This window comes from Pseudomonas sp. B21-031, assembly GCF_024748985.1.
Taxonomy (GTDB): Bacteria; Pseudomonadota; Gammaproteobacteria; order Pseudomonadales; family Pseudomonadaceae; genus Aquipseudomonas; species Aquipseudomonas kermanshahensis.
Genome location: NZ_CP087181.1, coordinates 4,677,970 through 4,704,441 on the forward strand (window position 1 = coordinate 4,677,970; position 26,472 = coordinate 4,704,441).

Consider the following 26,472-nt stretch of genomic DNA (forward strand, 5'->3'; position numbering starts at 1 on the left):
GGTCTTCGGCACCCTTCGGTGCACTTCAACACTTTGGTCTGACCGGCCGATCCGTTAACATAGCCGGCTTTTCATCGCGGGAGTTCAGGCAGTATGGCGCAGCAGTATCAACCGGGGCAACGCTGGATCAGCGACAGCGAAGCAGAGCTCGGCCTGGGTACCATCCTGGCGCAGGATGGCCGCCTGTTGACCGTGCTCTACCCGGCCACTGGCGACACCCGCCAGTATTCCCTGCGCAATGCGCCGCTGACCCGCGTGCGCTTCTCGCCAGGTGACCAGATCACCCACTTCGACGGTTGGAAGCTGACCGTGCGCGAGGTCGACGATGTCGATGGCCTGTTGGTGTACCACGGCCTGGACGGGCAAAACCAGCCGCGTACCCTGCCGGAAACCCAACTGTCGAACTTCATTCAGTTCCGCCTGGCCAGCGACCGCCTGTTCGCCGGCCAGATCGACCCGCTGTCGTGGTTCAGCCTGCGTTACAACACCTTGCAGCACACCAGCAAGCAGATGCAGTCGTCGCTCTGGGGCTTGGGTGGCTGCCGCGCACAACCGATCGCCCACCAGTTGCACATCGCCCGTGAAGTCGCTGACCGCAGCGCACCGCGGGTGCTGCTGGCGGACGAAGTCGGCCTGGGCAAAACCATCGAGGCAGGCCTGATCATCCATCGCCAGCTGCTCTCAGGGCGCGCCAGCCGCGTACTGATCCTGGTCCCGGAAAACCTCCAGCACCAATGGCTGGTGGAAATGCGCCGGCGCTTCAACCTGCAAGTGGCGTTGTTCGACGCCGAGCGCTTCATCGAGAGCGATGCCAGCAACCCGTTCGAAGACGCCCAGCTCGCGCTGGTGGCCCTGGAGTGGCTGGTTGACGACGAAAAAGCCCAGGACGCGCTGTTTGCCGCAGGCTGGGACCTCATGGTGGTCGACGAAGCCCACCACCTGGTCTGGCATGAAGACCAGGTCAGCGCCGAGTACGGCCTGGTCGAGCAACTGGCCCAGGTGATCCCTGGCGTGCTGCTGCTCACCGCCACCCCCGAACAGCTCGGCCAGGACAGCCACTTCGCCCGGCTGCGCCTGCTCGACCCCAACCGCTTCCATGACCTTGTGGCGTTCCGTGCCGAGAGCGAAAACTATCGCCCGGTCGCCGAGGCGGTACAGGAGCTGCTTGACGAAGGTCGCCTGTCGCCTGAGGCCCACGCCACCATCCATGGCTTCCTCGGGGCCGAAGGCGATGCCTTGCTGGCAGCCGTCAGCGATGGCGACACCCAAGCCAGCGCGCGGCTGATCCGCGAGCTGCTCGACCGCCACGGTACTGGCCGCGTGCTGTTCCGTAACACCCGCGCAGCCGTTCAGGGCTTCCCCGAGCGCGAGTTGCATGCCTACCCGGTAGCGATGCCGGAGCAATACCGCGACCTGCCGGCTGGCGAAAAAGCCGAGCTGTACCCGGAAGTCGCCTTCCAGGCGCAGGGCGACATCACTGACGACGAGCGCTGGTGGCGTTTCGACCCTCGGGTCGACTGGCTGATCGATACCCTGAAGATGCTCAAGCGCACCAAAGTACTGGTGATCTGCGCCCATGCCGAAACCGCCATGGACCTGGAAGACGCCCTGCGCGTGCGCTCCGGCATTCCTGCCTCGGTCTTCCACGAAGGCATGAGCATTCTGGAGCGTGACCGCGCCGCCGCCTACTTCGCAGACGAAGAGTTCGGCGCCCAGGTGCTGATCTGCTCCGAGATCGGTAGCGAAGGCCGCAACTTCCAGTTCTCTCATCACCTGGTGATGTTCGACCTGCCGGCCCACCCGGACCTGCTCGAGCAGCGTATCGGCCGTCTCGACCGGATCGGCCAGAAGCACACCATCCAGTTGCACGTGCCCTACCTGCAGAACAGCCCGCAAGAGCGCCTGTTCCAGTGGTACCACGAAGCGCTCAACGCCTTCCTCAACACCTGCCCGACCGGCAATGCCCTGCAGCATCAGTTCGGTCCTCGCCTGCTGCCGCTGCTTGAAAGCGGTGATAGCAAGGCCTGGGATGCACTGGTGGCTGATGCCCGCGGCGAACGCGAGCGCCTGGAAGCCGAGCTGCACAGCGGCCGCGACCGCCTGCTGGAGCTCAATTCCGGCGGGGCCGGTGAAGGCCAGGCACTGGTCGAGGCGATTCTCGAACAGGATGACCAGTTCGCCCTGCCGATCTACATGGAAACCCTGTTCGACGCGTTCGGCATCGACAGCGAAGACCATTCGGAAAACGCCCTGATCCTCAAGCCGAGCGAGAAAATGCTCGACGCCAGCTTCCCGCTGGGTGACGACGAAGGCGTGACCATCACCTACGACCGCGCCCAGGCGTTGTCCCGCGAGGACATGCAGTTCCTGACCTGGGAGCACCCGATGGTTCAGGGTGGCATGGACCTGGTGCTGTCCGGCTCGATGGGCAACACCGCCGTTGCGCTGATCAAGAACAAGGCGCTGAAGCCGGGCACCGTGCTGCTCGAACTGCTGTTCGTCAGCGAGGTGGTAGCACCGCGCGCCCTGCAACTGGGCCGTTACCTGCCACCGGCAGCCCTGCGCTGCCTGCTCGACACCAACGGCAACGACCTGGCGTCGCGCGTGGCGTTCGAAACGCTCAACGACCAGCTCGAAAGCGTGCCGCGCGCCAGCGCCAACAAGTTCGTCCAGGCGCAACGTGATGTCCTGGCCCAGCGCATCAGTGGTGGTGAAGCCAAGATCATGCCGACCCACGTCGAGCGTGTGGCCGAAGCGCAGCGTCGCTTGCAGGCTGAGGCCGACGAAGAGCTGGCGCGCATGGTTGCCCTGCAGGCCGTCAACCCAAGCGTGCGCGACAGCGAAATCGACGCCCTGCGCAAGCAGCGTGAAGAAGGCCTGGCGATGCTTGAGAAAGCTGCCCTGCGCCTCGAAGCCATTCGCGTGCTGGTAGCCGGCTGATACACCCCGCCCCTGTAGGAGCAGCCTTGCGCTGCGAAGAGGCCGGTAGAGCTACAGCATTGGCTGTGTCTGAACTGGCCTCTTCGCAGCACAAGGCTGCTCCTACAGGTGGCGCGGCACCAGTAGCCATATTCCTGGCTGCTATTGAACGCATAACCAAATCGTAGAAATCAAAGTGCCATTAGTCAGGAAGGCCTAACCACCTCTTCCTATACTGCCTCTGGACAGTCTCCCAAGGCGTTGTACCGGAGACGCGTGAAAACTCGGCCAAGAGGCACGCAATGGACTGGTTGGGACTGCAACTGTTCGCCGATCTGCCGGCAACCGGACGCATCGTCATCGATTGTCGCCACGAGCCTTTCCTTGTTCTGCTCGCCTTTACCGTGGCCTGCGCGGCTTGCTTCGCGACCCTGGACATGGCCGAGCGCCAATCCCACAACGACCACCCCACCGCGCAACGCCAGTGGCGCGTGCTTGGCGCCTGCTGCCTGGCTGGCGGTATCTGGGCCATGCACTTCATCAGCATGCTGGCCTTCCAGGCGCCGGTGGAAGTCCACTACGACGTCTCGCTGACCGTCCTCTCGTTGCTCATTGCACTGATCGTTGCCTGGCTCGGCATGAACAGCCTCAACCGCAGCCAAATGCGAGTGCAGCATTACCTGCAAAGTGCCGTGCTGATTGGTGCCGGTATTATCCTGATGCACTTTATCGGCATGGCCGCCCTTGAGACCGGCGCCCGGCAGTACTACCAGACCGGGCTGTTACTGGCCTGTGTGGTCATTGCCATGCTCACCAGCCTCGTGGCGTTGCTGTTGGCGCGGTATTTCCGCAATGGCAGCGGCACGCTGCACCAAGCCCTGAAGTACGGCGCGAGCCTGTTGATGGCCGGTGGCATCGTAGCCACCCACTTCACCGCGATGTCGGCCATGACCCTGGTCATCCCCGCCGATACCGCCCTGCGCCTGCCCTCGGCAGACAACAGCCTGCAACTGGGGTTGACCATTGCCTTCATTACCCTGCTGATCAGCGGCGCCAGCATCAGTGCGGCACTGGCCGACAAGAAGCTGCAAAGCAAGGAGCACGACCTGCGCCGGGTCAGCATCCTGCTCAGCCAATTGGACCAGGCACGGGCCTCGCTGCAACAGGCCGCGCATTACGACGCCCTGACCAATCTGATCAACCGCCGCGGTTTCAATCAGGTATTCGCCGAACGCCTCGCCGAACAGACCGCCAGTCAAAACCGCCTGGCGGTGATGTTCCTCGACATCGACCATTTCAAGCGGATCAACGACAGCCTTGGCCATGCCGCCGGCGACGAACTGCTCAAGGTGATTGCCAACCACATCAAGGCAGCCACCCGCAGCCACGACCTGGTGGCGCGTTTCGGCGGCGACGAGTTTTGCGTGGTCACCAGCCTCAACGACCGTGACGAGGCACGCCACCTGGCGCAGCGCATCATGCAACGGATGAAAAAGCCCATCGACCTGGGTGGCCGGCGCATGGTCATGACCACCAGTATCGGAATCAGCATTTTCCCCGACGATGGCCACACCGCTGAAGAGCTGCTCAAGCACGCCGATCTTGCCCTGTACCAGTCCAAGGGCAACGGCCGCAACAGCCTCAACTTCTTCAACGACAGCCTGAAAACCCGCGCCACCCTCGCCCTGCAGCTGGAAGAAGAACTGCGCATCGCGCTGCTGGAGGAACGCGGGCTGTGCGTGCACTACCAGCCCATCTTCGACCTGCGCAATGGCCAGGTGGCCAAGCTCGAAGCCTTGGTCCGCTGGCAGCACCCGCAACACGGCTTGCTCGGGCCCGACCGGTTCATCGGTATCGCCGAAGCGAATGGTTTGATCATCGACCTCGACCTGTGGGTGCTGCGCCACGCCTGTGCCGACCTGGCGCAACTGCACCGTCACGGCTTTGCTGACCTGAAGGTCACCGTCAACTGCTCGGCGGTAACCCTCAGCCACGATGAGCTACCCAGCGAAGTGGAGAAAGCGCTGTACCACTCGGCGCTGGCGCCCCGCCACCTGGAGCTTGAAGTCACCGAGAATGCCTTGATGGGCGATATTCATCGCACGGTCAACCTGCTCAAGCGCGTGCGCGCCCTCGGCGTGGCCTTGTCGATCGATGACTTTGGCACCGGTTATTCGTCACTGGCCTACCTCAAGCGCCTGCCGCTGGACGTGCTGAAAATCGACCGGACCTTCCTGCAGGAGGTACCCGGCAGCCAGAAGGACCGCGAGATCGTCCAAGCCATCATCGTCATGGCCCACACCCTGCACTTGCAGGTAGTCAGTGAGGGGGTGGAAACCGTCGAGCAACTTGAATTCCTCGAAACCCACGGCTGCGACTACCTGCAGGGCTACCTGCTCGGCCGCCCGGTAGCGCTGGGCGAATTGCGGCCCGTCCTGGAGCGGCTGGAGCGCCACAAAGGCGTGCTCAGCCCTTGCTGCGATACAGCGATACCAGGGTCGCCGGATCTTTTTGCAAGTAGCCCTGGCTACCGTGCAGGCGCATCAATTGCGCGGCGAGGCCACTAAGCGGTGTCGCCGAGCCCTGCTCGCGGGAGAATTTGACCGCGCTGTCGAGGTCTTTGAGGAGCGTGCGCACATGCCACTTGACCGGCTCGAAGCGGCTTTCGGCCATTTGCGGGGCGAGGATCTGCAAGGGTTTCGAATCGGCAAAACCTCCCGCCAACGCCTCGGCGATGAGTGTCGCATCAACCCCCGATTGCTCGGCCAACGCCACCACTTCGGCAATCACCAATGCATTGCAGGCCACGATCATCTGGTTGCAAGCCTTGGTCACCTGGCCTGCCCCCACGGCGCCCATGTGCGTTACACGTTGGCCCAGGGTGAGCAGCACCGGCTGCGCGCGTTGCAAGTCAGCCGCTTCGCCACCGACCATGATTGCCAGGGTGCCGGCCTCGGCGCCCGGCGTGCCACCGGACACCGGCGCATCCAGCCAGGCCATGCCACACAACGCAGCGAGCTCGGCAGCCATCTCACGGGTGGCGGTCGGTTCGAGGCTGGAGAAGTCGATCAGCAGTTGGCCACTGCGCCCACCCTGGGCAATGCCCTGTTCACCAAACACCACCTCGCGCACCACCGGCGTGTCGGCCAGGCACAGCAGCACCATGTCGCTGTCGCGGCACAACGCGGCCGGGCTTGCCGCTAGGCGCGCGCCAGCCGCCACCAGTTCGGCGCATTTGTCCGGGCTGCGGTTCCACACCGTCAAGGGGTAGCCGGCAGCCAGCAGGCGCCGACACATCGGCAGGCCCATCAGGCCAATGCCGGCGAATCCTAGCGAAGGTAGTTGTGAACTCATTAACGACTCCTTGCACATTGTTATTTTTTGAGGCCGCAGTCAGGGCCTAAGGCGCGGGTGTACCCGCGAAGGGGCGCGCAGCGGCCACATTACGCATCCCGTAAACTGTTACCGCCACGCCGAATTGTTACTTACCTCTACCCGGCTGATCGCCCTCAAGCACCCATTTGAGGCGGCTGCGCATTTTCACGCACCAAAAACGATCACGCCGATTCCGAACGCTTCGCTTGAATCACGATAAACGGTGAAACCACCACGGCCCAGATCTCTGGATCGCGGTTTTGCAGGTCCAATGCCTGCTCGGCAGTCACCGGTCCTACAGTGCCATCACTGCGCCACTTGGCGAAGATCTCGCTGCGATTCTCGGCCATTGCTTCGGCAACGGAGATCAGGTCCAGGCTAGGGTCGACCCAAATCAGGTCACCCTTCGCCCAGAAGCGCTCCAGCGCTTTCCACTCGATGATTGCCGTCTCGCCAAGCAATTTGGCATAGAGGGTGCTTGTTTGATCAGTCATGGGTTTGTACCCGCAAAAATCGGCCAATAAAAAAGGCCGGTATTTTTGCAGAAAAACCCGGTTTCAAATACGTAATTTGGTCGATCGGCCCCGAACTTGTGGGGTGGGGCTGCAGATACAGGCAAATTGATGGCGCCTTTCTGTATCTTTGTGTCGATCAAGCGACAACCCAGGAAACAGGCTCTTTTTGACCGCTTTTCAAGCGCTCGGACAGCGCTCTACACTGTACCGGTACAGTTCCGGGACATGTTCCGGGGGAAGGTGGGCATGCAGTATGGCGTGGCCATACCGCAAATCCCGCCCGGTCTGTAGCCCTGGCCGCCAGGACTATAAGAATTACAACAGAATGAGTGGAGCACTATGATCAAGATTTCCAAGCTGTTCGCCGCAATGGTTCTGGCCGGGGTAGCCAGCCATTCGTTTGCCGCCGATACCATCAAGATCGGGATCGCAGGGCCTAAGACCGGCCCTGTCACCCAGTACGGCGACATGCAGTTCATCGGCGCCAAGCAAGCCATCAAAGACATCAACGCCAAGGGCGGCGTCGATGGCAAGATGCTCGAAGCCAAGGAATACGACGACGCCTGCGACCCTAAACAGGCCGTGGCAGTCGCCAACAAAGTGGTCAACGACGGCGTCAAGTTCGTCATCGGCCACCTGTGCTCCAGTTCCACCCAGCCTGCGTCCGACATCTACGAAGACGAAGGCGTGATCATGATCACCCCCGCCGCCACCAGCCCAGAAATCACCGCCCGTGGTTACAAGCTGATCTTCCGCACCATCGGCCTGGACAGCGCCCAGGGCCCGGCAGCCGGCAACTACATCGCCGACCACGTCAAGCCCAAGGTCGTTGCGGTCCTGCACGACAAGCAGCAGTACGGTGAAGGCATCGCCACCGCGGTCAAGCAGACCCTGGAAGGCAAAGGCACCAAGGTGGCCGTCTTCGAAGGCCTGAACGCCGGTGACAAGGACTTCTCCTCGATCATCCAGAAGCTCAAGCAGAACAACGTCGACTTCGTCTACTACGGCGGCTACCACCCAGAGCTGGGCCTGATCCTGCGTCAAGCTCAGGAAAAAGGCCTGAAAGCCAAGTTCATGGGGCCGGAAGGTGTCGGCAACGACTCCATTTCGCAGATCGCCCAGGGCGCTTCCGAAGGCCTGTTGGTTACCCTGCCGAAGTCGTTCGACGCGGACCCTGCGAACAAGGCCATCGTCGACGCCATCAAGGCTGACGGCAAAGACCCAAGCGGCCCGTTCGTGTTCCCGGCCTACTCGGCTGTCGAGCTGATCGCTGAAGGCATCAAGGCCGCCAAGTCGGAAGACACCGCCAAGGTTGCCGAAGCCATCCACAAAGGCACCTTCAAGACCCCTACCGGCGACCTGTCGTACGACGCCAAGGGCGACCTGAAAGACTTCAAATTCGTGGTCTACGAATGGCACTTCGGCAAGCCGAAGACTGAAGTTTCCCCTCAGTAACTGCGTGACTAAATAGCTGACCGTAGAAGCCCACTGTGCGAGCAGTGGGCTTTGTTTTACGAGGTTCATGGGCCTGATCCCCGCGATCCGGGGGCCGGCCCACCTGAAAATCTTAAAACCGTCACCCGCGGTTTCCTGGCCGTACCCCTGCCAGTGAAATGCAAATCAGGTTTTTAGGAGCGCTGTAATGCCTGAGATCTACCATTTCTTCCAACAACTGGTTAATGGATTGACCATCGGCAGCACCTATGCCTTGATCGCCATCGGTTACACGATGGTGTACGGCATCATTGGCATGATCAACTTCGCCCACGGCGAGGTATACATGATCGGTTCCTACGTGGCCTTCATCGCCCTGGCGGGCCTGGCCATGATGGGTATCCATTCGCTGCCGATCCTGATGACCGTCGCCTTCGTCGCGACGATCTTCGTCACCAGTGCCTATGGTTACAGCATCGAACGGGTTGCCTACCGCCCTCTGCGCAACAGCAACCGTCTGATCCCGCTGATTTCCGCCATCGGCATGTCGATTTTCCTGCAGAACACCGTCTTGCTTTCGCAGGACTCCAAGGACAAATCCATCCCCAACCTGATCCCTGGGAGCTTCTCCTTCGGGCCAGGCGGTGCTGAAGAAGTACTGATCAGCTACATGCAGATCCTGGTGTTCGTCGTCACCCTGGTGGCCATGACCCTGCTCACCCTGTTCATCTCCCGTTCCCGCCTGGGCCGCGCCTGCCGTGCCTGCGCCGAGGACATCAAGATGGCCAACCTGCTGGGCATCAACACCAACAACATCATCGCCCTCACCTTCGTCATCGGTGCCGCACTGGCGGCGGTGGCGGCCGTGCTGCTGAGCATGCAGTACGGGGTGATCAACCCCAACGCCGGCTTCCTGGTGGGCCTCAAAGCCTTCACCGCCGCTGTGCTGGGTGGCATCGGCAGCATTCCGGGCGCCATGCTCGGTGGGCTGGTGCTGGGTGTGGCCGAAGCCTTCGGCGCCGACATTTTCGGCGACCAGTACAAGGATGTGGTGGCATTCGGTCTCTTGGTACTTGTCCTGCTGTTCCGGCCGACCGGCATCCTGGGCCGCCCGGAGGTTGAAAAAGTATGAACAAAAATCTTAAACAGGCGTTCTTCAGCGCCTTGCTGGTCTGGGCCGTGGCCTTCCCGGTGCTCGGCCTGAAACTGAGCATCGACGGCATCAGCCTGGCCGTGCATAGCCAAGGGTCGTTCACCATCAGCATCATCGCCGTCTGCTCGGTGCTGATGTTCCTGCGCGTGCTGTTCGACAAGCAGTGGAGTTCGGTCATGGGCCGCCGCTCGGATCGCAAGCTGGTCCCGCCTGCGGTGAGCAACTACCTGACCCTGCCCAAGACCCAGCGCTGGATCATCATGGGGCTGATCGTGGCTGCGCTGGTCTGGCCATTCTTCGGCTCGCGCGGTGCGGTCGACATCGCCACGCTGATTCTGATCTACGTGTTGCTGGGCCTGGGCCTGAACATCGTGGTCGGCCTCGCGGGTCTGCTCGACCTGGGTTATGTGGGCTTCTACGCCGTAGGTGCCTACAGCTATGCCATGCTGTCGCATTACCTGGGTTGGAGCTTCTGGGTCTGCCTGCCGATCGCCGGCCTCATGGCCGCCACCTTTGGCTTCCTGCTCGGCTTCCCGGTGCTGCGCTTGCGCGGCGACTACCTGGCGATCGTGACCCTTGGCTTCGGCGAGATCATCCGCCTGTTCCTGCGTAACCTCACCGACTGGACCGGCGGCCCTAACGGCATCAGCAACATCCCCAAGCCAGAGTTCTTCGGCCTGACCTTCGAACGCCGTGCCGCCGAGGGCATGCAGACCTTCCACGAGTTCTTCGGGCTGGAATACAACTCGATCAACAAGGTGATCTTCCTCTACCTGGTAGCGCTGCTGCTGGCCTTGCTGGCGCTGTTCGTCATCAACCGCCTGCTGCGCATGCCGATCGGTCGTGCCTGGGAAGCCTTGCGTGAAGACGAAATCGCCTGCCGTGCACTGGGCCTGAACCCTACCGTGATCAAGCTCTCGGCATTCACCCTGGGTGCCTGCTTCGCCGGTTTCGCCGGCAGCTTCTTCGCGGCTCGCCAAGGCCTGGTAACCCCCGAGTCGTTCACCTTCATCGAATCGGCGATCATCCTCGCCATCGTCGTGCTCGGCGGCATGGGCTCACAATTGGGCGTGATCCTCGCGGCCATCGTGATGATCCTACTGCCTGAGCTGATGCGTGAGTTCAGCGAATACCGGATGCTGATGTTCGGTGCGCTGATGGTGTTGATGATGATCTGGCGTCCGCAAGGCCTGCTGCCTATGCAACGTCCACACATGGAGCTGCGTCGATGAGCCGCGAAATTCTGCAAGTCAGCGGCCTGAGCATGCGCTTCGGCGGCTTGTTGGCGGTCAACGGCGTGGCCCTGACCGTCAAGGAAAAACAGGTGGTGGCGCTGATCGGCCCGAACGGCGCTGGCAAGACCACCGTGTTCAACTGCCTGACCGGCTTCTACAAGCCCAGCGGCGGCACCATCCTGCTCGATGGCCAGCCGATCCAGGGCCTGGCCGGCCATCAGATCGCCCGCAAGGGCGTGGTACGGACCTTCCAAAACGTCCGCCTGTTCAAGGAAATGACCGCGCTGGAGAACCTGCTGATCGCCCAGCACCGGCACTTGAACACCAACTTCTTCGCCGGCCTGTTCAAGACCCCGAGCTTCCGCCGCAGCGAGAAGGAAGCCATGGAGCGCGCGCAGTACTGGCTGGAAAAGGTCAACCTGACCGAATTTGCCAACCGTACCGCCGGCACCCTCGCCTACGGCCAGCAACGCCGCCTGGAAATCGCCCGCTGCATGATGACCCAGCCACGGATCATCATGCTCGACGAACCGGCAGCAGGCCTGAACCCGAAAGAGACCGAAGACCTCAAGGCACTGATCGCCTACCTGCGCGAATCACACAACGTCACCGTGCTGCTGATCGAGCACGACATGAAGCTGGTGATGAGCATCTCCGACCATATCGTGGTGATCAACCAGGGGACCCCCCTGGCCGACGGCACGCCGGAGCAGATTCGCGACAATCCTGATGTGATCAAGGCTTACCTGGGGGAAGCGTAAATGCTGAAGTTCGAGAACGTTTCCACCTTCTACGGCAAGATCCAGGCACTGCACAGCGTCAACGTGGAAATCAACCAGGGCGAGATCGTCACCTTGATCGGCGCCAACGGCGCGGGCAAGTCGACCCTGCTGATGACCTTGTGCGGCTCGCCGCAGGCGCACAGTGGCAGCATCAAGTACCTGGGTGAAGAACTGGTCGGCCAGACCTCCTCGCACATCATGCGCAAGAGCATCGCCGTAGTCCCCGAAGGGCGCCGCGTGTTCGCCCGCCTGACGGTCGAAGAGAACCTTGCCATGGGCGGTTTCTTCACCGACAAGGGCGATTACCAGGAGCAGCTGGACAAGGTCCTGCAGCTGTTCCCGCGCCTGAAGGAGCGCTATATCCAGCGCGGCGGCACCATGTCCGGTGGCGAGCAGCAGATGCTCGCCATTGGCCGGGCACTGATGAGCAAACCCAAGTTGCTGTTGCTCGACGAGCCCTCGCTGGGCCTGGCTCCGATCATCATCCAGCAGATCTTCGACATCATCGAACAGCTGCGCCGTGACGGCGTGACCGTGTTCCTGGTGGAGCAGAACGCCAACCAGGCGCTGAAGATCGCCGACCGTGCCTATGTACTGGAAAACGGACGGGTGGTGATGCAGGGCACGGGTGAAGCACTGCTGAGTGACCCGAAGGTGCGTGACGCCTACCTGGGTGGTTGACTTGAGCAAAGGGCCTTCGGGCCCTTAGCTCTTTATATGGCCTGTGCCGGCCTCTTCGCGGGTAAACCCGCTCCCACAGGTACTGCACAGCTTTGAAAGTCTCTGCTGGTCTGTGGGAGCGGGTTTACCCGCGAAGAGGCCGGCACAGGCTACCAACAAAGCTTGTGATCGCCGCGCACCCTGAGTAACGTGGCCAGCTCTTTTGCAACGATCGCCGGAGCCCGCCCCATGCGCCTCACCCCCTCCCTGCTGCTCGCCGCCATGCTGCCCCTGTTCGCCGGCTGCCAGCTCATGGCTGCCACGCCGACCGACCCGAACATCGGCACCACGCGCATGCAGGGCGAACTGAGCGCCGCCGGGGGCCAGTTGCTGTTCAAACCCTGTAATGAAAGCCGCCGTTTCGTGATCAACGACGCCGCCAGCACCGGCATCCTGCAGGAAGCCGCCAACCTCGCCAAGGATGCTGGCGACAAGCTGTTCGCCGACGTGCGCGGCCGCCTGACCGGCAGCAAGCAGGCCAACACCGACGGCCAGCTCGACGTCCGCCGCCTGTACCGCCTGGAGCCCTCGACCCGGGCCTGCGAAGACCCCAACTTCAAACAGCTGACCCTGCGTGCCAACGGCCACGAACCCGACTGGGACATCAAGGCCAGCGGCAAAGGCATGGTCGTCAACCGCGTAGGCCAGGCGCCGCTACCCCTGCCGTTTCTGGAAGAAGAAGTACCCGGTGGCGGCCTGACCCTGACCAGCGAAGCCAACGGCCAGCACGTGGAGCTTTGGGTCGCACCGCAACGCTGCGTGGACAGCGCGACCGGGGCAGTCCGTCACTTGCGCGCCGAGCTGCGCATCGATGGCAAGACCCTGCAAGGCTGCGGTTACTACGGTGGTGCACGCGACAACTGATCGCCGGGCGCTTTTATCCTGCCAGTCAGGGCGGCGAACAGCTTATACTTGGCGGTTTGTGTAAAGCCGCCGGCCGCCCATGGCCGGGATACTGGACCCTGCCATGCTACGAATCACCGAACTGAAGCTGCCCCTGGACCACCCTGACGAAGCCCTGCGCGAAGCCATCGTCCAGCGCCTGGGCATCCGCGATGAGCAATTGCTCAGCTTCAACCTGTTCAAGCGCAGCTACGACGCACGCAAGAAAAACAGCGAACTGCTGTTCATCTACACCATCGACCTCGAAGCCAGCAACGAAGCCGAGCTGCTTCGCACATTCGAAGACGATCGCAACATCGGCGTCGCGCCTGACGTCACCTACAAGTACGTCGGCCACGCCCCTGCCGAGGTCGAGCAACGCCCGATCGTGGTCGGCTTCGGCCCCTGCGGCATCTTTGCCGGCCTGTTGCTGGCGCAGATGGGCTTCAAGCCGATCATCCTCGAGCGCGGCAAAGAAGTGCGCCAGCGCACTAAGGACACCTGGGGCCTGTGGCGCAAAAGCGTGCTCAACCCGGAATCCAACGTGCAGTTCGGCGAAGGCGGCGCCGGGACGTTCTCCGACGGCAAGCTGTACAGCCAGATCAAGGACCCGCTGCACCACGGCCGCAAGGTGCTGGAAGAGTTCGTCAAGGCCGGTGCGCCCGATGAGATCCTCTATATCAACAAGCCGCACATCGGTACCTTCCGCCTGACCGGTATGGTCGAGCAGATGCGTCAGGACATCATCGCCCTGGGCGGCGAAGTGCGCTTCCAGGAGAAAGTCACCGACCTGCTGACCGAGGATGGGCAACTGACCGGCGTGGTCTTGGAAAGCGGCGAGCAGCTGCATTCGCGCCATGTGGTCCTGGCCCTGGGCCACAGTGCCCGCGACACGTTCCGCATGCTGCACGCCAAGGGCGTGTTCATGGAGGCCAAGCCCTTCTCGGTCGGCTTCCGTATCGAGCACCCGCAAACGCTGATCGACAAGGCACGCCTGGGCAAGTACGCCGGCCACCCGAAGCTCGGCGCAGCCGACTACAAACTGGTGTACCACGCCAAGAACGGCCGTTCGGTCTACAGCTTCTGCATGTGCCCAGGCGGCACCGTGGTCGCGGCCACCAGCGAGCCTGGCCGCGTCGTTACCAACGGCATGAGCCAGTACTCGCGTAACGAACGCAATGCCAACTCCGGCATCGTCGTCGGCATCGACCCGGAACGCGATTACCCGGGTGGTCCGTTGGCCGGTATCGAGCTGCAGGAGCGCCTGGAAGCCCACGCCTACGTGATGGGTGGCAGCAACTACCAGGCACCGGCGCAGTTGGTTGGCGACTTCGTGGCCGGCAGGCCGTCCACGGCCCTGGGCAGTGTCGAACCGTCGTATAAACCGGGCGTGACCCTGGGCGACCTGGCGCCGAGCTTGCCGGACTTCGCCATCGAGGCGATCCGCGAAGCACTGCCGGCATTCGATCGGCAGATCAAGGGCTACAACCTGCACGATGCGGTGCTGACCGGTATCGAGACGCGCACGTCTTCGCCGCTGCGCATTACCCGGGGTGAGGACTTCCAGAGCCTGAACCTGAGGGGGCTGTTCCCGGCGGGCGAAGGTGCGGGTTATGCGGGCGGTATTCTGTCCGCTGGCGTCGATGGCATTCGCATTGCCGAGGCGGTGGCGCGGGATATGCTCGGGCTGAACGCATAAAGCCCGCTTCTGGTAGGAGCAGCCTTGTGCTGCGAAGAAGCCGGTGAAAGCAGCGAAGCTCTCTGTGCTGCCAATGAGCTCTTCGCAGCGCAAGGCTGCTCCTACACGGCATCGAGTCTGTGGGGCTCTGCAGTGCCAGAAAAGCCTGCAGAGATAATCAGATTTGCCCTACCCGCGTATTCCGCAACACCGTCTAGGCTTGCCACAGCCCAGGCAGCAATAACATATAACAAAAACGAATATAGTTTTTGTTTGAAAGCATATCGCCACAGGCTAGGGTGTACGCCCGTTCCATCCTTTATCTCTCAGGGAGAGCCCATAGCCCGTGCGTAGCCTCTTCACCCGATTCTTTCAGCTCGAAGCTGCCAGCGGTCTGCTGCTGATCGCCGCGGCCGTTCTTGCGCTGGTCATCAACAACTCACCTTTGTCTTACCTGTACAACGGCCTGCTCGACGTCCCGGTGGCGGTCAAAGTTGGCGCGCTGGAAATCGCCAAGCCCTTGCTGCTGTGGATCAACGACGGCCTGATGGCGCTGTTCTTCCTGCTCATCGGCCTGGAGGTCAAGCGCGAGGTGGTCGACGGCCACCTGTCCAAGCCCTCGCAGATAGTCCTGCCCGCTACCGCTGCGGTGGGTGGCATGGTGATTCCCGCACTGATCTACTGGTTCATTAACCGCGACGACCCGGCGGCGGTCGCCGGCTGGGCCATCCCCACCGCTACGGACATTGCCTTCGCCCTTGGCGTACTGGCACTGCTGGGCAAGCGCGTACCGGTTTCGCTGAAGCTGTTCCTGATGACCCTGGCGATCATCGATGACCTGGGTGCGATCATCGTCATTGCTCTGTTCTATTCCGGCACCTTGTCGAGCGTGTCGCTGTTGCTGGCCGGTGCGTGCCTGGTCGCGCTGCTGGCCATGAACCGGCTTGGCGTGGTCAAACTAGGGCCCTACCTGATCATCGGCCTGGTGCTTTGGGTGTGCGTGCTCAAGAGCGGTGTTCACGCCACGCTGGCCGGGGTCGCCCTGGCGCTGTGCATCCCACTGCGCACGCGCAACGCCGAAACGTCGCCGCTGCTGTCCTTGGAACATGCTCTGCACCCTTGGGTTGCCTACGCCATTCTGCCGCTGTTCGCCTTCGCCAACGCCGGTGTTTCGCTGGCAGGCATGAACCTGGAAAGTTTCACTCATCCAGTGCCGCTGGGTATCGCTGTCGGCTTGCTGCTGGGTAAGACAGTGGGGGTCTTCGGCCTGACTTGGGTCGCGATCAAGCTTCGCATGGCTGCGTTGCCTGCTGGCGCAAACTGGGCGCAGTTGCTGGGGGTGGCGATCCTCTGTGGCATCGGCTTCACCATGAGCCTGTTCGTGGGCTCGCTGGCTTTCGTGCCAGGCAGTAGCGATTATGCGGGCATGGACCGTATGGGTATTCTGACGGGCTCGTTCTTCGCTGCGGTCATCGGCTATGCCGTCACTGCCATGGCCAGCCGCAAACCCCTTGCAAGCTAAAAAACAGCGGCAATAAAAAACCCCGACTGGCGTGGCCATGTCGGGGTTTTTTATTGCCGCACTACAACCGGGTCAAGGCTTAGTGCGAGACGCGGCTGGTACCGTCGACGGTCATGATGCGAACACGGTCGCCAACCCGGAAAATCTCGTTTTCCTGAACGGCCTGCACATAGGCACGCATGCTGCCGTCATCTTCACGCACGGTGATTTCAACACCCTGGGTGCGAGTGATGCCTTCCTCGGCGGCAGAACCAGCCAGGCCACCGGCCACTGCACCAATCACGGCCGCAACGATGCTACCGCGGCCCCCACCGACTGCACTGCCGGCAACGCCACCAACAATGGCGCCAGCGCCACCGCCGATTGGGGTCTTGGTGCCTTCGATCTTGACCGGACGGAGGGATTCGATGGTACCCATACGCACTGTCTGCACGCGACGGGCCTCATCACGGGAGTAGCTATCGCCGGTCAGGCTCGAGGCACAGCCCCCCAGCAACAGCGACATGGTGGTAAAGGTCGCCACCAGCAAAGCGGATTTACGCATAGGTAAAATCTCCAAAAGTCATCGGTGTCCATTAGACGCTGCGCGTTGACGGCTGTCACGACGCAGACGCAATAAAATTGTTTTCATTCAGCCTGGGTACAGCCTGCATGGACTGTATCGTGGGGCCTTTCAAGTGAGACCAAGGATAGCCATGGATTACTTCATCGTCGTGGTGACAACTGTCGCAGGGCTGTACTTCCATGGGTGGCTGTATGTGCGCATGCGCCGCTGGATGGACCGCGACCTGGCGCTGTCGATGGCCGGGAAGGATGCGCAGAAGCGTGACTACATGTTGCAGCGGCTGGAGCAGGCACGCCGAGAGAAGGTCAAGCGCAAGGCGCTGGCGAGTTGGTTGGCACGTGAGGCCGAGGCTTATGCCGGCGTAGGGGAATAAACACCTGGGGCCGCAAGCGGCCCCAGGGTTTTCAAGGCGCCAGCCGCTCTCGCAGCCATTGCCCATCGACCAGGCGGTAATTCAACCGGTCATGCAGGCGGCTCGCCCGCCCCTGCCAGAACTCGATACGCTCAGGCAACAGACGGTACCCTCCCCAATGCTCGGGGCAATGCGGCTGAGTGTCACAGAACCGCGCCTCGGTCGCCTTTACCAGCGCTTCCAACGCTTCGCGGCCGGCTATTACCTGGCTTTGCGGCGAGGCCCAAGCCCCCAGGCGGCTGCCCAGCGGGCGCACCTGGTAGTAGTCGTCCGACTCCTTGGCCGTGACCTTTTCCACACGCCCTTCGATGCGTACCTGGCGCTCCAGCGCCGGCCAGAAGAATGTCATGGCGGCGAAAGGGTTGGCCTGCAGTTGCTGGCCCTTGGCACTTTCGTAGTTGGTGAAGAAGGTAAAACCACGGTCATCGAGCCCCTTGAGCAGCAAGACGCGGCAATGGGGCCGGCCCTCGCCATCGACCGTGGCGAGGGTCAAGGCGTTAGCCTCGACCGGGGGTTGTTCAGTCTTCACCGCATCGGCGAACCACTGGTGGAACAAAGCGAACGGCTCCCCCGGGGCCTGGGCTTCTGCCAGGCCATCACGGGTGTAGTCGCGGCGCATATCGGCCAGGGTTTGAGTCATGGCTGCGTTTCCTTGACGATCAGTTGGTCTTCGCAGGGCTGTTGGCGGCTACTTTCTTGTCGGTGGTCGCCTTCTTGGCAGCGGGCTTGGCCGGCGCGGCTTTGCTTTTTGCAGCCGTCTTGGCGGGTGCCTTGGCTTTGGCGACAGGCTTTTTCGCGGCCGGTTTGGCAGCGGCCTTGGCAGCCGGTTTGGTGCTCACGGCCTTGGCGGCAGGTGCCTTGGCATCCTGAACCGCGACCATCGACGCTGGGGTCGGTGCCGGCGCGGCCTGTTGGTATTTGGCCAGCAGCGCGACCATGGTGTTCTGAGGCGTCAGCAGCAATTCCACACGGCGGTTCAGTGCACGGCCTTCGGCACTGTCGTTGGCGGCGCGCGGCATCACCGACCCCATCCCCTTCAGGCTCAGGCGATCACGTTGCAGGCCGCTGAGGCGGAAAATCGCCGACACCGAGGCGGCGCGCTCCAGGCTGAGCTTCTGGTTAGCCGCTGCAACACCGCTGCTGTCGGCATGGCCCAGTACCAACACGGCAGTCTTGGAATCGCCCTCGACGGTCTTGGCCACACGCGTGATCGGGCCCAGGGTCATCGGCAACAGCATGTTCGGGCGGTCAGGGTTGTACGAGCTGTCCACCGGAATGGTCACAGCCAGCACGTTGTCACGGCGCTCCAGCTCCAGCTTGCTGTCCTTGATGGCTTCACGCAGCTTGGGCTCGTATTCGTCCAACCAGGCCTGAGTGGCTTTCTGGTCGATCTTCGGTACAACAGGCCCTTTGGCCGTGTCGTCGCCGCCAAACGGCCACCACCAGCGGCTTGCGCTTTCGGACTTGGCATCGGCCTTGGCGACCTTTTCGGTGACGGCTTGCTTCACTTCCTGCTCGGCAACCTGGTCCGACCCAAAAGGCCACCAGTTGAAACCACTGTCCTTCGCGGCGTCCGGGGAGTGACTGGCGCAGCCGGTAACGGCGGTCAGGCACAGGGCGAGTGCTAAGGTTTTATGTGAAGACATCAGCGATACACCATGAAATAGAAGGAAATTTTGCCAACGCACTTAACGCGTAGACATTGAGGATAGTCAAAGGGGTCAGCCAATACCCGCATTACCCGATCAAAGGCAACTGGCAAGGACCCGTACCAGCTTCTGGGCTCTTGGGTCCATGAGCACATATGGGCCAAGGGTATTGACCACAAAACCGAATGCCACATCATGCTCCGGGTCGGCGAAGCCTACCGAGCCGCCTGCGCCGGGATGCCCGAAGGCACGGGCCCCGAGGCCAAAGGTAGCATTGGCCACCTCGGGCTGATCAAGCATGCAGCCCAGGCCGAAACGGGTCTGGGTCAGCAGGGTGCGATCCTGGCCAATACTGTGCTCGCGGGTCAGTTCGTCGAGCAGTTCGGACTCGAGCAGGCTGCCATCGAGCAGCCCGGCATAAAAACCTGCCAGGCTGCGGGCATTGCCGTGGCCATTGGCCGCCGGCTGCTGCATGCGCCGCCACTCGGGTTTGTTGGTACTGGTGAGAATCGCTGGCGGGTTGGTGAACGCACGGGTCGACAGCGCCTCTGGCTCACGCATGGTCACCTGCAGCAAGCGCTGGGCCGCGGCATCGCCGGGGTTGCCCTTGCCGCGTGCGATATGCGCCACACGGTAAAACGCTTCATCCGCCAGGCCGACATGGAAGTCCAGCCCCAACGGCCGGGCCGTACGGGCTACGATCGAATCGCCGGGGCCACGGCCGTCTGCACGGCGGATCAGCTCGCCGATCAGCCAGCCATAAGTGATAGCGGCGTAGCCGTGTTCGGTGCCGGGCGCCCACCACGGGGTTTCGGCGGCCAAGGCATCGACCATCGCCTGCCAGTCATACAACGCCTCTGCAGGCAGCAACTCACGGATGGCCGGCAGGCCAGCACGATGGCTGAGCAACTGGCGCAGGGTGATGGACTGCTTGCCGGCCTGAGCGAATTCGGGCCAGTAACGCGCGACCGGAACATCCAGCGCCAATTTGCCTTCGCCTACCAGTTGCAAGGCGGTGACGGCGGTGAAGGTCTTGGTGCAGGAGAACAGGTTGGCGATGGTGTCGCTGTGCCAGGCCTGCTGCCCGTCCTTGTCGCTGCTGCCCGCCCACAGGTCGATCACGGTCTCGCCGCCCACCTGGATGCACAGCGCCGCGCCACGCTCCTGGGGATCATCGAACAACTCGGCGAAGGCTGCACGCACCGCCTCGAACTTCAGCTCATAGTGACCCTGGATCTGCACCCACTGTTCTCCGTACGACCTTCTGAAAATGGCGTGCATTGTTTCAGTAGTTGGCGGTTTTGCAAACTGGCTTAGGCTGGGTGGTCGCAGGTAAAAGGGCCGTTTGACGGCCCCGATGGCTCACGGCTGCGGCTTGGCCAACTGCGCGCGCAACTGACCAATGGCCTGCTGGTTGTTTTTACGCACCGCCTCGACGAACCCTGGGTAGGGCACATCGGTGATGGCCACCAGCCCCAAGTGCCCATTCTCACCATCGAGCAGCCGCCCACTGGCCGGTTGGTCCAGGTACTGGAACCAATGCGCGCCGACGATCATCGGCTGCGCCAGCGCGGCCTTGAGGAAGTTGCCATAGGCCGGCCCACGGTCTTCTTCACGCGCCACCTCCAACGGCCCCGGCCAGAACGGCCCGCGGTCGCGGGAGCCAAACTGGAACTCGGACACCAGCACCGGCTTGTCCAGCTCGGCAAGGCGGGCGAAGTCGTAACCGTCCTCAGGTTTGAGGGTATAGAAGTTGAAACTCAGCACGTCGCAGAACTCCGCGCAGGCCTTCACCGCTTCAGGCGTGCTCACCGCATAGCGGCCGCCGAGCAGCAGGTGATTGGGCGCGTGCCACTTCAACGAATCGGCGATGGTCTTGAAATAGGTCTCGGCGAACACCTGTTGGAAGTACTGGTAATCCCGCTCGATTTCCGGGTGCTCCGGGTTGGGCAAGGGGGCCTCGAAACCGGGGTCTTCCATCAATTCCCAGGCAGACAGTTCGATCCCCCAAGCCTTGGACAGCCCCTCCTGGTTGCGGTATTTGTCCCGCAGTTGCTTGAGGAAGGCGCGCTTGGCGGGCACATCGGTGGTCAGGCGCAGTGTGCCGTAGGCCAGCCCGTAGCGGGCCTTGGGGTCATTGCCCGGTGCGGCCCAGGCCAGCTCATTATCAGCGAAGTAGCCAATCAGCCACGGGTCATCACGGTGGTCCCGGGCGGCGATGGCGACCGCGCGCTCAGTGGCCATGGCGAACCGGGGGTCGAAGGGGTCGGGCATGCTGCCCCACCAGTCCATGCCCGTACTGATGCTGGCGTAGTCACCGACAATAGACAGCGGCAAGGTGTAGGGCATGCGCTTGGCCTGGCCCAACGCCGAATCGCTCCAGTTACCCAGGGTGTTGAAACCCCAGGCTTGCAGGCGATCGAGCGCGTGCGTCTGCCAGCGCGAGGCATCCAGCACCCATGGCGGGCACTCTACTGCAGGCTGCCCCTCAACGCTGGGCGGGCAAGGTTTGCCATAGGTGCGCTGGATATTGGCGGCATAGAAGTCGAACCAACGCCCCTGCTTGAAGTTGCGCCCTTGCGACGAGGCATTGCCGTCGTCGTTGTTACCCTTGCCATAGAACGCCGCCAGCGGATCATTATCGCCGGGCAGCGCCTTGAACATGCCGTCACGGCCTTCGACGTAGGTGCGCCCGCCATCCGCAGCCACGGCGTTGACACCCAGCGAGTAGAACGGGTGGCCATCCGGCGTTACCAGGTACCAGCGCCCATCACGCTTCTCGGTTCGGAAAAAGCCCTTGGCCTCGAACGCCACCCCGTCCAGCAGCCCGCCATAGGTGTCCAAGGGCTGCTTGCCAAGCTCTGCCAGCCAGCCCTTGAGTTGCTGCTGTTCGCGCACATCGGCAGCCTTGAGCTGCTCGTCGCTGCCGATTTTTTCAGGCCATTGGCCACGCGTGGACTGGCCATAAGCGTCAATCAGCTCGTGGTAGGCCGCTTTGTAGGCCTGGTCGTCATCCTGAATACCCACTTTCTCGATCAGCAGGCTCTGCGCCACCTTGGGGTTGGGGATCGTCAGGCTGACAGAGGCCACTTGCTTGAGGTCTACCGCGCCCGCGCTACTGGTCAGCAGCAGGCGCTGGCCTGCATACGTCCACGGCATTGGCGGGCCAGCGCGCATACCCTGGCTCAACGGCGAGGTGGCCGTGAGCGGCACCATGACCGTCTGGGCCGGCCCGGCTGGCAGGTCAATGCGGCTGGTCAGCGTGCGGCCATCAGTGCCCAGCACGGTGACATCCACAGTCAGCGCCCAATCCATGGCGCTTTGCAGGCGCAAGGTCAGGAACTGCCCGGCCGACCAGTCCCAGGCACCACTCTGCGGGCTCAGGCGCAGGGTCGGCCGCTCGACTGGGTTGAACACCACGCGCCGCAGCACCTCCCCCCCGGCCGTTTGCTCTGCGTTGTACTGCGGCATGCCGGCATCTTCGGTCACCACATTGACCACCGAGGCCGGGCGCACGAAGCTGAACAGCGTCTGCTGCCCAGCCAGCAAGGGCGAGCTGAACAACAGGGCGAATACGACAGGCAGGGTACGGCGGACCATAGGGCTGGGGCTCTCCTTCAGGGCCCTCGTGAGCCCAAGACTGAGTGATGGACAACAAGCCGGAGCAGTGTGCTCCGGCCGTCAGGAAATCTCCCGCCGGAAGGGCGGCAGCGCATTGAGAATAGCCTTGCCGTAGCGCTGGGTGACCAAGCGCCGATCAAGCAAGGTGATGACGCCGCGATCTTGCTCGGTCCGCAGCAACCGGCCACAGGCCTGGATCAGCCGCAACGAAGCATCGGGCACGGCAATTTCCATGAACGGGTTGCCGCCACGGGCTTCGATCCACTCGGCCAGGGCCGCCTCGACCGGGTCGTCGGGCACGGCGAAGGGGATCTTGGCGATCACCACATGCTCGCAATAGGCACCGGGCAAATCGACACCTTCGGCAAAGCTGGCCAGGCCGAACAACACGCTGTGCTGGCCATCATCGACCCGCGCCTTGTGCTTGTTCAAGGTCTCCTGCTTGGACAGGTTGCCCTGGATCAGCACCAGCTTGCGCCAGTCCCGGTCCAGGCCGTCGAACACATCCTGCATCTGCTTGCGCGACGAGAACAGCACCAGCGCACCGCGGGCATCGTCGAGCATGTTGGGTAACTCGCGGATGATGGCGGCGGTGTGCGCCGCCGCATCACGTGGGTCGGCGCCCAGGTCGGGCACCCGCAGCAGGCCGGCATCGCCATGCACGAACGGGCTGGGGACCACGCAGGTAACGGCATCACGCGGCAGGCCCGAACGCATGCGGTAGCGGTCGAACTTGCCCAGGGCGGTGAGCGTGGCCGAGGTCACCAGCGCGCCGTGGGCGACACTCCACAGGCTGCGACGGAGCATTTCGGCGGCGAGAATGGGGCTGGCGTTGACTTCGATGTCGAACAACGCCCCACTTTCGGCCAGGGTCAGCCAACGCGCCATGGGCGGGCTGTCTTCGGGGTCTTCGGCGGTGAAGGCCGTCCACAGCTCCCAGTTGCCCTGTGCGCGGGTCACCAGGCTGCCGAACAGCGGGTACCATTCTTCGGCCTGGTGGCTGGCGATACCGATATTCACTTCACCGTCCATGCCTTCCTTCAGCAGGTCGGCCAGGCGAGTGAACAGGTCGTTGAGGCGGGCGAAGCCCTTTTTCAGTTCGATGCCCACCTCGCGGATCTGCTCCGGCACCACGCCCCCTTCGAAGCGATAGCGCGGGCGTTCACGGCCCTCGGTGTCTTCGCTGGGGCGGAAGTCGGCGACCTGTTCGCACAGGGTGAACATGAACTGCTGCTGGGTGCGGATCTCCCGTGCCAGCTCCGGCACCTGTTCGATCAGTTTGCCCAGGTCACCCGGCAACGGGTGCTGGGCCAGCAGCTTGGTGAGGTTCTTGGCGGTCTGCTCCAGCCAGTCGGCGGTGGAGCGCAGGCGCGAGTAATGCGCGAAGTGGCCAATGGCTTTGTCTGGCAGGTGGTGGCCTTCGTCGAACACGTACATGGTGTCGCGAGGGTCGGGCAACACCGCGCCGCCCCCCAGGGCCAGGTCAGCCAGGACCATGTCATGGTTGGTGACGATCACGTCGACCTTGCCCATGCCCTCGCGCGCTTTATAGAACACGCACTGCTGGAAGTTCGGGCAGTGGCGGCCGGTGCATTGGCTGTGATCGGTCGTCAGGCGTGCCCAGTCCTGGTCTTCCAGGGCTTCGGACCAGCTGTCGCGGTCGCCGTCCCAGCGGTTGCCCGCCAGTTTCTCGATCATGCTGTTGAACAGTTTCTGGCTGCGCTCGTCGACTTCGATGTGGAAGCCTTCTTCCTCGAACAACTGCGCAGTGGCCGATTGGGCGTGGCCTTCTTGCAGCAGCACATCGAGCTTGGACAGGCACAGGTAGCGGCCGCGCCCCTTGGCCAGGGCGAAGCTGAAATTCAGCCCGCTGCTGCGCATCAGGTCGGGCAGGTCCTTGAAGACGATCTGCTCTTGCAGGGCGACGGTCGCGGTGGCGATGACCAGGCGCTTGCCGGCAGCCTTGGCGGCCGGGATCGCGGCCAGCGCATAGGCAACCGTCTTGCCGGTACCGGTACCCGCCTCGACGGCGACAACGGCGGGCTCGCCGGCACGGCGGCCTTCATCGTCGCAGGCGATGTCGCCGAGCACCTTGGCCACTTCGGCGATCATCAGGCGCTGGCCGTAGCGCGGCTTGAGGCTCTTGGCTTCGAGAAAACGCGAGTAGGCGCCCTGGATGGTGGCTTTGAGTTCGTTGCTGATCATGGTCTGCAGGCGCCCGGAGGGCTGGATATATTTTCAGTGTTTCGCATGGGCGGCTATCATACCCCGCTATTGCCCTTTATGCCGCATGGAGATCCGGATGCTTGCCTTTGCCCTCCCCTACACACTGCATGTCCTGGCCGCGCTGGTCTGGGTCGGCGGCATGTTCTTCGCCTGGCTGGTGCTGCGCCCGGCAACGGTTGCAGCCCTCGACGGGCCTGCGCGCCTGCGGTTGTGGGTGGAAGTTTTCCGACGCTTCTTCAGATGGGTCTGGCTGGCTGTCGCGATCTTGGCGATCAGTGGTATCGGCATGTTGCACATGCGCTTCACAAGCTTCGAGACCGCGCCCAAGTACGTGCATGTGATGATCGGTGGCGGCATTGCCATGTTCGCCCTGTTCATGCGCATCCAGGCCTTGCTGCTGCCAGAGCTGAAAACAGCCGTGCAAGCCGAGGACTGGGCGACGGGGGCCGCGGTATTGGGAAGGATTCGACGGATGGTCGGCATCAACCTGCTGCTGGGCATCGCGGTAGTGGCAGTGGCCAGTTCGCGGTGGGTGCTGTAGGCGACGCGACCCTGGGCCGCGCCGCCCGCGCGGTTCAAAGGCGCTGCAGGATCAACTCACCCGAGGCACCGGCCAGGCCTGGCTGGCCCGGTTGCCCCGGCCGGCCGCTGGCACCGGCATCGGTGCGATAGACCAAACACCCTTTACTCGCCCCGCCTTTGCCTGCCTTGCCCGCTGTCCCGGCCTGGCCCGGGGCACCGCCATCCAGGCGCACCACAATGCGCGATTGAGCAAAGCCCTGCGGCACACTCAGGCGAATTCGCCCACCCGCCGCACCGTCATGCCCGTTGCCGCCATCATCGCCATTGGCACCGCGGCTGGCTTGGCCCCAGGTGCAGCCCCCGGCCTGGCCGTTGGCACCATCGAGGCCTGCATAACCCGGCGCGCCGGCGCCGCCTCGGGCATCGATCGACAGTTGCTCGGCCTCTAACGCATCCAGCTTCAAGTCCAGGCTTCGCCCGGAACGGGCCGCACGCTGGTAGGTGCCTGGCGCACCCGGGGCACTGATCTCGCTACCCTCACCCAGCCGGGCGCTGCGTGCTTCGATGCGCAGCGGGTGGTCAGCCGGGGCAATGGCGATACGCGCCTCACGCCCCAGTTGCAGGTGATCGACCTTCAACTCGGTAAGCGTGGCAGGCAAGAGCAACGTTGCCGAGTCGGCCACGCGCAGAGACTCAAGGTGCACGCTGGCCGACTTGCCGGGCAAGCGCAGCATGGAATTGGAAGCCACTTCAAGGCTTTCGGCCTGGGCCAAGGGCACGGCCAACACCGCCAGCAACAGCAGATTCAGATTACGCATTGCGCGGCGCCTCCTGCGCACGAGGAATGGACATGACATGGAAGATCCCCGTCAACAGGATCTGCAAGCGGTCGAACCAACGGTGGCTGCGCCCACGCAGGCTGGCGTTGAAGAACAACACCTCGAGCACATGCAGGCTCAGCAAGACAATGCCTGCCGCGTTGATCAGAAGATTGAATGGCAAGGGTTGCGGCATCAACAGATTGAACAGCGCCACGCCCCAGAAGATAACGGTCAGGACCTTACCCAGGCCCAAGATGAACTTCATAGCCCCGCCCCTCTACATTTATTGTTATGTCGAAGCGGCCCGTTCGAGCGAGCCGTGCGACCAACAGTACCTGTAATGCCAAGGCGTGCGCCAGAGGCCCTGCAGTGACGCTTGTCGGATCGAACTGCCCAGCAGCCTGCGCCCGCGCCACTGCTCCAGGCGCGGACGCTGGTGCT

At 62.9% G+C, this 26,472-nt stretch carries 22 protein-coding genes; 12 read left to right on the top strand and 10 right to left on the bottom strand.

Going from position 1 to position 26,472, the window contains the following annotated elements:
* Nucleotides 1-93 precede the first annotated feature (93 nt).
* The gene (gene rapA, locus LOY53_RS20870; RefSeq protein ID WP_252825601.1) at nt 94-2,940 is read left to right on the top strand and encodes an RNA polymerase-associated protein RapA; all 2,847 of its coding nucleotides are present in this window, start codon (nt 94-96) and stop codon (nt 2,938-2,940) included.
* A 281-nt stretch (nt 2,941-3,221) separates the two neighbouring features.
* Nucleotides 3,222-5,486, top strand: a complete 2,265-nt coding sequence (locus tag LOY53_RS20875; RefSeq protein WP_252825603.1) for a bifunctional diguanylate cyclase/phosphodiesterase — start codon at nt 3,222-3,224, stop codon at nt 5,484-5,486.
* On the opposite strand, the gene LOY53_RS20880 is transcribed toward LOY53_RS20875, so the two are convergent.
* Nucleotides 5,386-6,273 carry an NAD(P)-dependent oxidoreductase gene (locus tag LOY53_RS20880; protein WP_252825605.1) on the bottom strand — a complete coding sequence of 296 codons (888 nt, stop codon included), beginning with the start codon at nt 6,271-6,273 and terminating at the stop codon, nt 5,386-5,388. The two genes, LOY53_RS20875 and LOY53_RS20880, sit on opposite strands and share 101 nt — an antisense overlap.
* A gap of 203 nt (nt 6,274-6,476) precedes the next feature.
* A complete protein-coding gene (locus LOY53_RS20885; RefSeq protein WP_252825606.1) occupies nt 6,477-6,788 on the bottom strand; it encodes a DUF2288 domain-containing protein in 312 nt (103 codons plus the stop codon).
* 360 nt (nt 6,789-7,148) lie between these two features.
* On the opposite strand from LOY53_RS20885, the gene LOY53_RS20890 reads away from it, so the two are divergent.
* The 8 genes from LOY53_RS20890 (at nt 7,149) to nhaA (ending at nt 16,215) form a co-directional block, all read left to right on the top strand.
* Nucleotides 7,149-8,264, top strand: coding sequence for a branched-chain amino acid ABC transporter substrate-binding protein (locus tag LOY53_RS20890; protein ID WP_252825608.1), 1,116 nt, complete (start codon nt 7,149-7,151; stop codon nt 8,262-8,264).
* Nucleotides 8,265-8,451: 187 nt separating this feature from the next.
* Nucleotides 8,452-9,375 (top strand): high-affinity branched-chain amino acid ABC transporter permease LivH, encoded by a 924-nt coding sequence (gene livH, locus LOY53_RS20895; protein ID WP_008097482.1) that lies wholly within the window; start codon nt 8,452-8,454, stop codon nt 9,373-9,375.
* A complete protein-coding gene (locus tag LOY53_RS20900; RefSeq protein ID WP_085273537.1) occupies nt 9,372-10,628 on the top strand; it encodes a high-affinity branched-chain amino acid ABC transporter permease LivM in 1,257 nt (418 codons plus the stop codon). The genes livH and LOY53_RS20900 overlap by 4 nt, the downstream gene beginning before the upstream one ends.
* The gene (gene livG, locus LOY53_RS20905) at nt 10,625-11,392 is read left to right on the top strand and encodes a high-affinity branched-chain amino acid ABC transporter ATP-binding protein LivG (RefSeq protein ID WP_027594237.1); all 768 of its coding nucleotides are present in this window, start codon (nt 10,625-10,627) and stop codon (nt 11,390-11,392) included. The genes LOY53_RS20900 and livG overlap by 4 nt, the downstream gene beginning before the upstream one ends.
* Entirely contained in the window at nt 11,393-12,094 is a 702-nt protein-coding gene (locus tag LOY53_RS20910) for an ABC transporter ATP-binding protein (RefSeq protein ID WP_085273538.1), read from the top strand.
* Between the two features lie 228 nt (nt 12,095-12,322).
* Nucleotides 12,323-12,997: a COG3650 family protein gene (locus LOY53_RS20915; RefSeq protein WP_027594235.1), complete on the top strand. Its 675-nt coding sequence runs from the start codon at nt 12,323-12,325 to the stop codon at nt 12,995-12,997.
* A gap of 103 nt (nt 12,998-13,100) precedes the next feature.
* Nucleotides 13,101-14,714 carry an NAD(P)/FAD-dependent oxidoreductase gene (locus LOY53_RS20920; protein ID WP_258703250.1) on the top strand — a complete coding sequence of 538 codons (1,614 nt, stop codon included), beginning with the start codon at nt 13,101-13,103 and terminating at the stop codon, nt 14,712-14,714.
* A 325-nt stretch (nt 14,715-15,039) separates the two neighbouring features.
* Nucleotides 15,040-16,215 (top strand): Na+/H+ antiporter NhaA, encoded by a 1,176-nt coding sequence (nhaA, locus tag LOY53_RS20925; protein WP_099455125.1) that lies wholly within the window; start codon nt 15,040-15,042, stop codon nt 16,213-16,215.
* A 79-nt stretch (nt 16,216-16,294) separates the two neighbouring features.
* Here nhaA and LOY53_RS20930 read toward each other — a convergent pair whose 3' ends face one another.
* Complete coding sequence (locus tag LOY53_RS20930) at nt 16,295-16,759, bottom strand: glycine zipper 2TM domain-containing protein (protein WP_027594232.1); 465 nt, start codon at nt 16,757-16,759, stop codon at nt 16,295-16,297.
* Nucleotides 16,760-16,910: 151 nt separating this feature from the next.
* Here LOY53_RS20930 and LOY53_RS20935 point away from each other — a divergent pair, with 151 nt between their 5' ends.
* Nucleotides 16,911-17,153: a hypothetical protein gene (locus LOY53_RS20935; protein WP_258703251.1), complete on the top strand. Its 243-nt coding sequence runs from the start codon at nt 16,911-16,913 to the stop codon at nt 17,151-17,153.
* Between the two features lie 31 nt (nt 17,154-17,184).
* Here the strand turns inward: LOY53_RS20935 and pdxH are convergent, their stop codons facing one another.
* The 5 genes from pdxH to dinG form a co-directional block, all read right to left on the bottom strand.
* Nucleotides 17,185-17,832, bottom strand: coding sequence for a pyridoxamine 5'-phosphate oxidase (pdxH, locus tag LOY53_RS20940; RefSeq protein WP_258703252.1), 648 nt, complete (start codon nt 17,830-17,832; stop codon nt 17,185-17,187).
* A 19-nt stretch (nt 17,833-17,851) separates the two neighbouring features.
* Complete coding sequence (locus LOY53_RS20945; RefSeq protein ID WP_027594229.1) at nt 17,852-18,838, bottom strand: OmpA family protein; 987 nt, start codon at nt 18,836-18,838, stop codon at nt 17,852-17,854.
* Between the two features lie 99 nt (nt 18,839-18,937).
* Nucleotides 18,938-20,083, bottom strand: coding sequence for a serine hydrolase domain-containing protein (locus tag LOY53_RS20950; RefSeq protein ID WP_258703253.1), 1,146 nt, complete (start codon nt 20,081-20,083; stop codon nt 18,938-18,940).
* A gap of 120 nt (nt 20,084-20,203) precedes the next feature.
* Nucleotides 20,204-22,441 carry a beta-galactosidase gene (locus LOY53_RS20955; protein ID WP_258703254.1) on the bottom strand — a complete coding sequence of 746 codons (2,238 nt, stop codon included), beginning with the start codon at nt 22,439-22,441 and terminating at the stop codon, nt 20,204-20,206.
* An 81-nt stretch (nt 22,442-22,522) separates the two neighbouring features.
* Entirely contained in the window at nt 22,523-24,667 is a 2,145-nt protein-coding gene (gene dinG / locus LOY53_RS20960; protein ID WP_027594226.1) for an ATP-dependent DNA helicase DinG, read from the bottom strand.
* A 97-nt stretch (nt 24,668-24,764) separates the two neighbouring features.
* Between dinG and LOY53_RS20965 the strand changes: the two genes are divergently transcribed.
* Nucleotides 24,765-25,229 (top strand): CopD family protein, encoded by a 465-nt coding sequence (locus tag LOY53_RS20965; RefSeq protein ID WP_252825618.1) that lies wholly within the window; start codon nt 24,765-24,767, stop codon nt 25,227-25,229.
* Between the two features lie 34 nt (nt 25,230-25,263).
* Here the strand turns inward: LOY53_RS20965 and LOY53_RS20970 are convergent, their stop codons facing one another.
* Both LOY53_RS20970 and LOY53_RS20975 read right to left on the bottom strand, forming a co-directional pair.
* Nucleotides 25,264-26,028, bottom strand: coding sequence for a collagen-like protein (locus LOY53_RS20970; RefSeq protein ID WP_252825620.1), 765 nt, complete (start codon nt 26,026-26,028; stop codon nt 25,264-25,266).
* Nucleotides 26,021-26,296, bottom strand: a complete 276-nt coding sequence (locus LOY53_RS20975; RefSeq protein ID WP_027594223.1) for a DUF1145 domain-containing protein — start codon at nt 26,294-26,296, stop codon at nt 26,021-26,023. Before LOY53_RS20975 ends, LOY53_RS20970 begins: the two co-directional genes overlap by 8 nt.
* Nucleotides 26,297-26,472 lie beyond the last annotated feature (176 nt).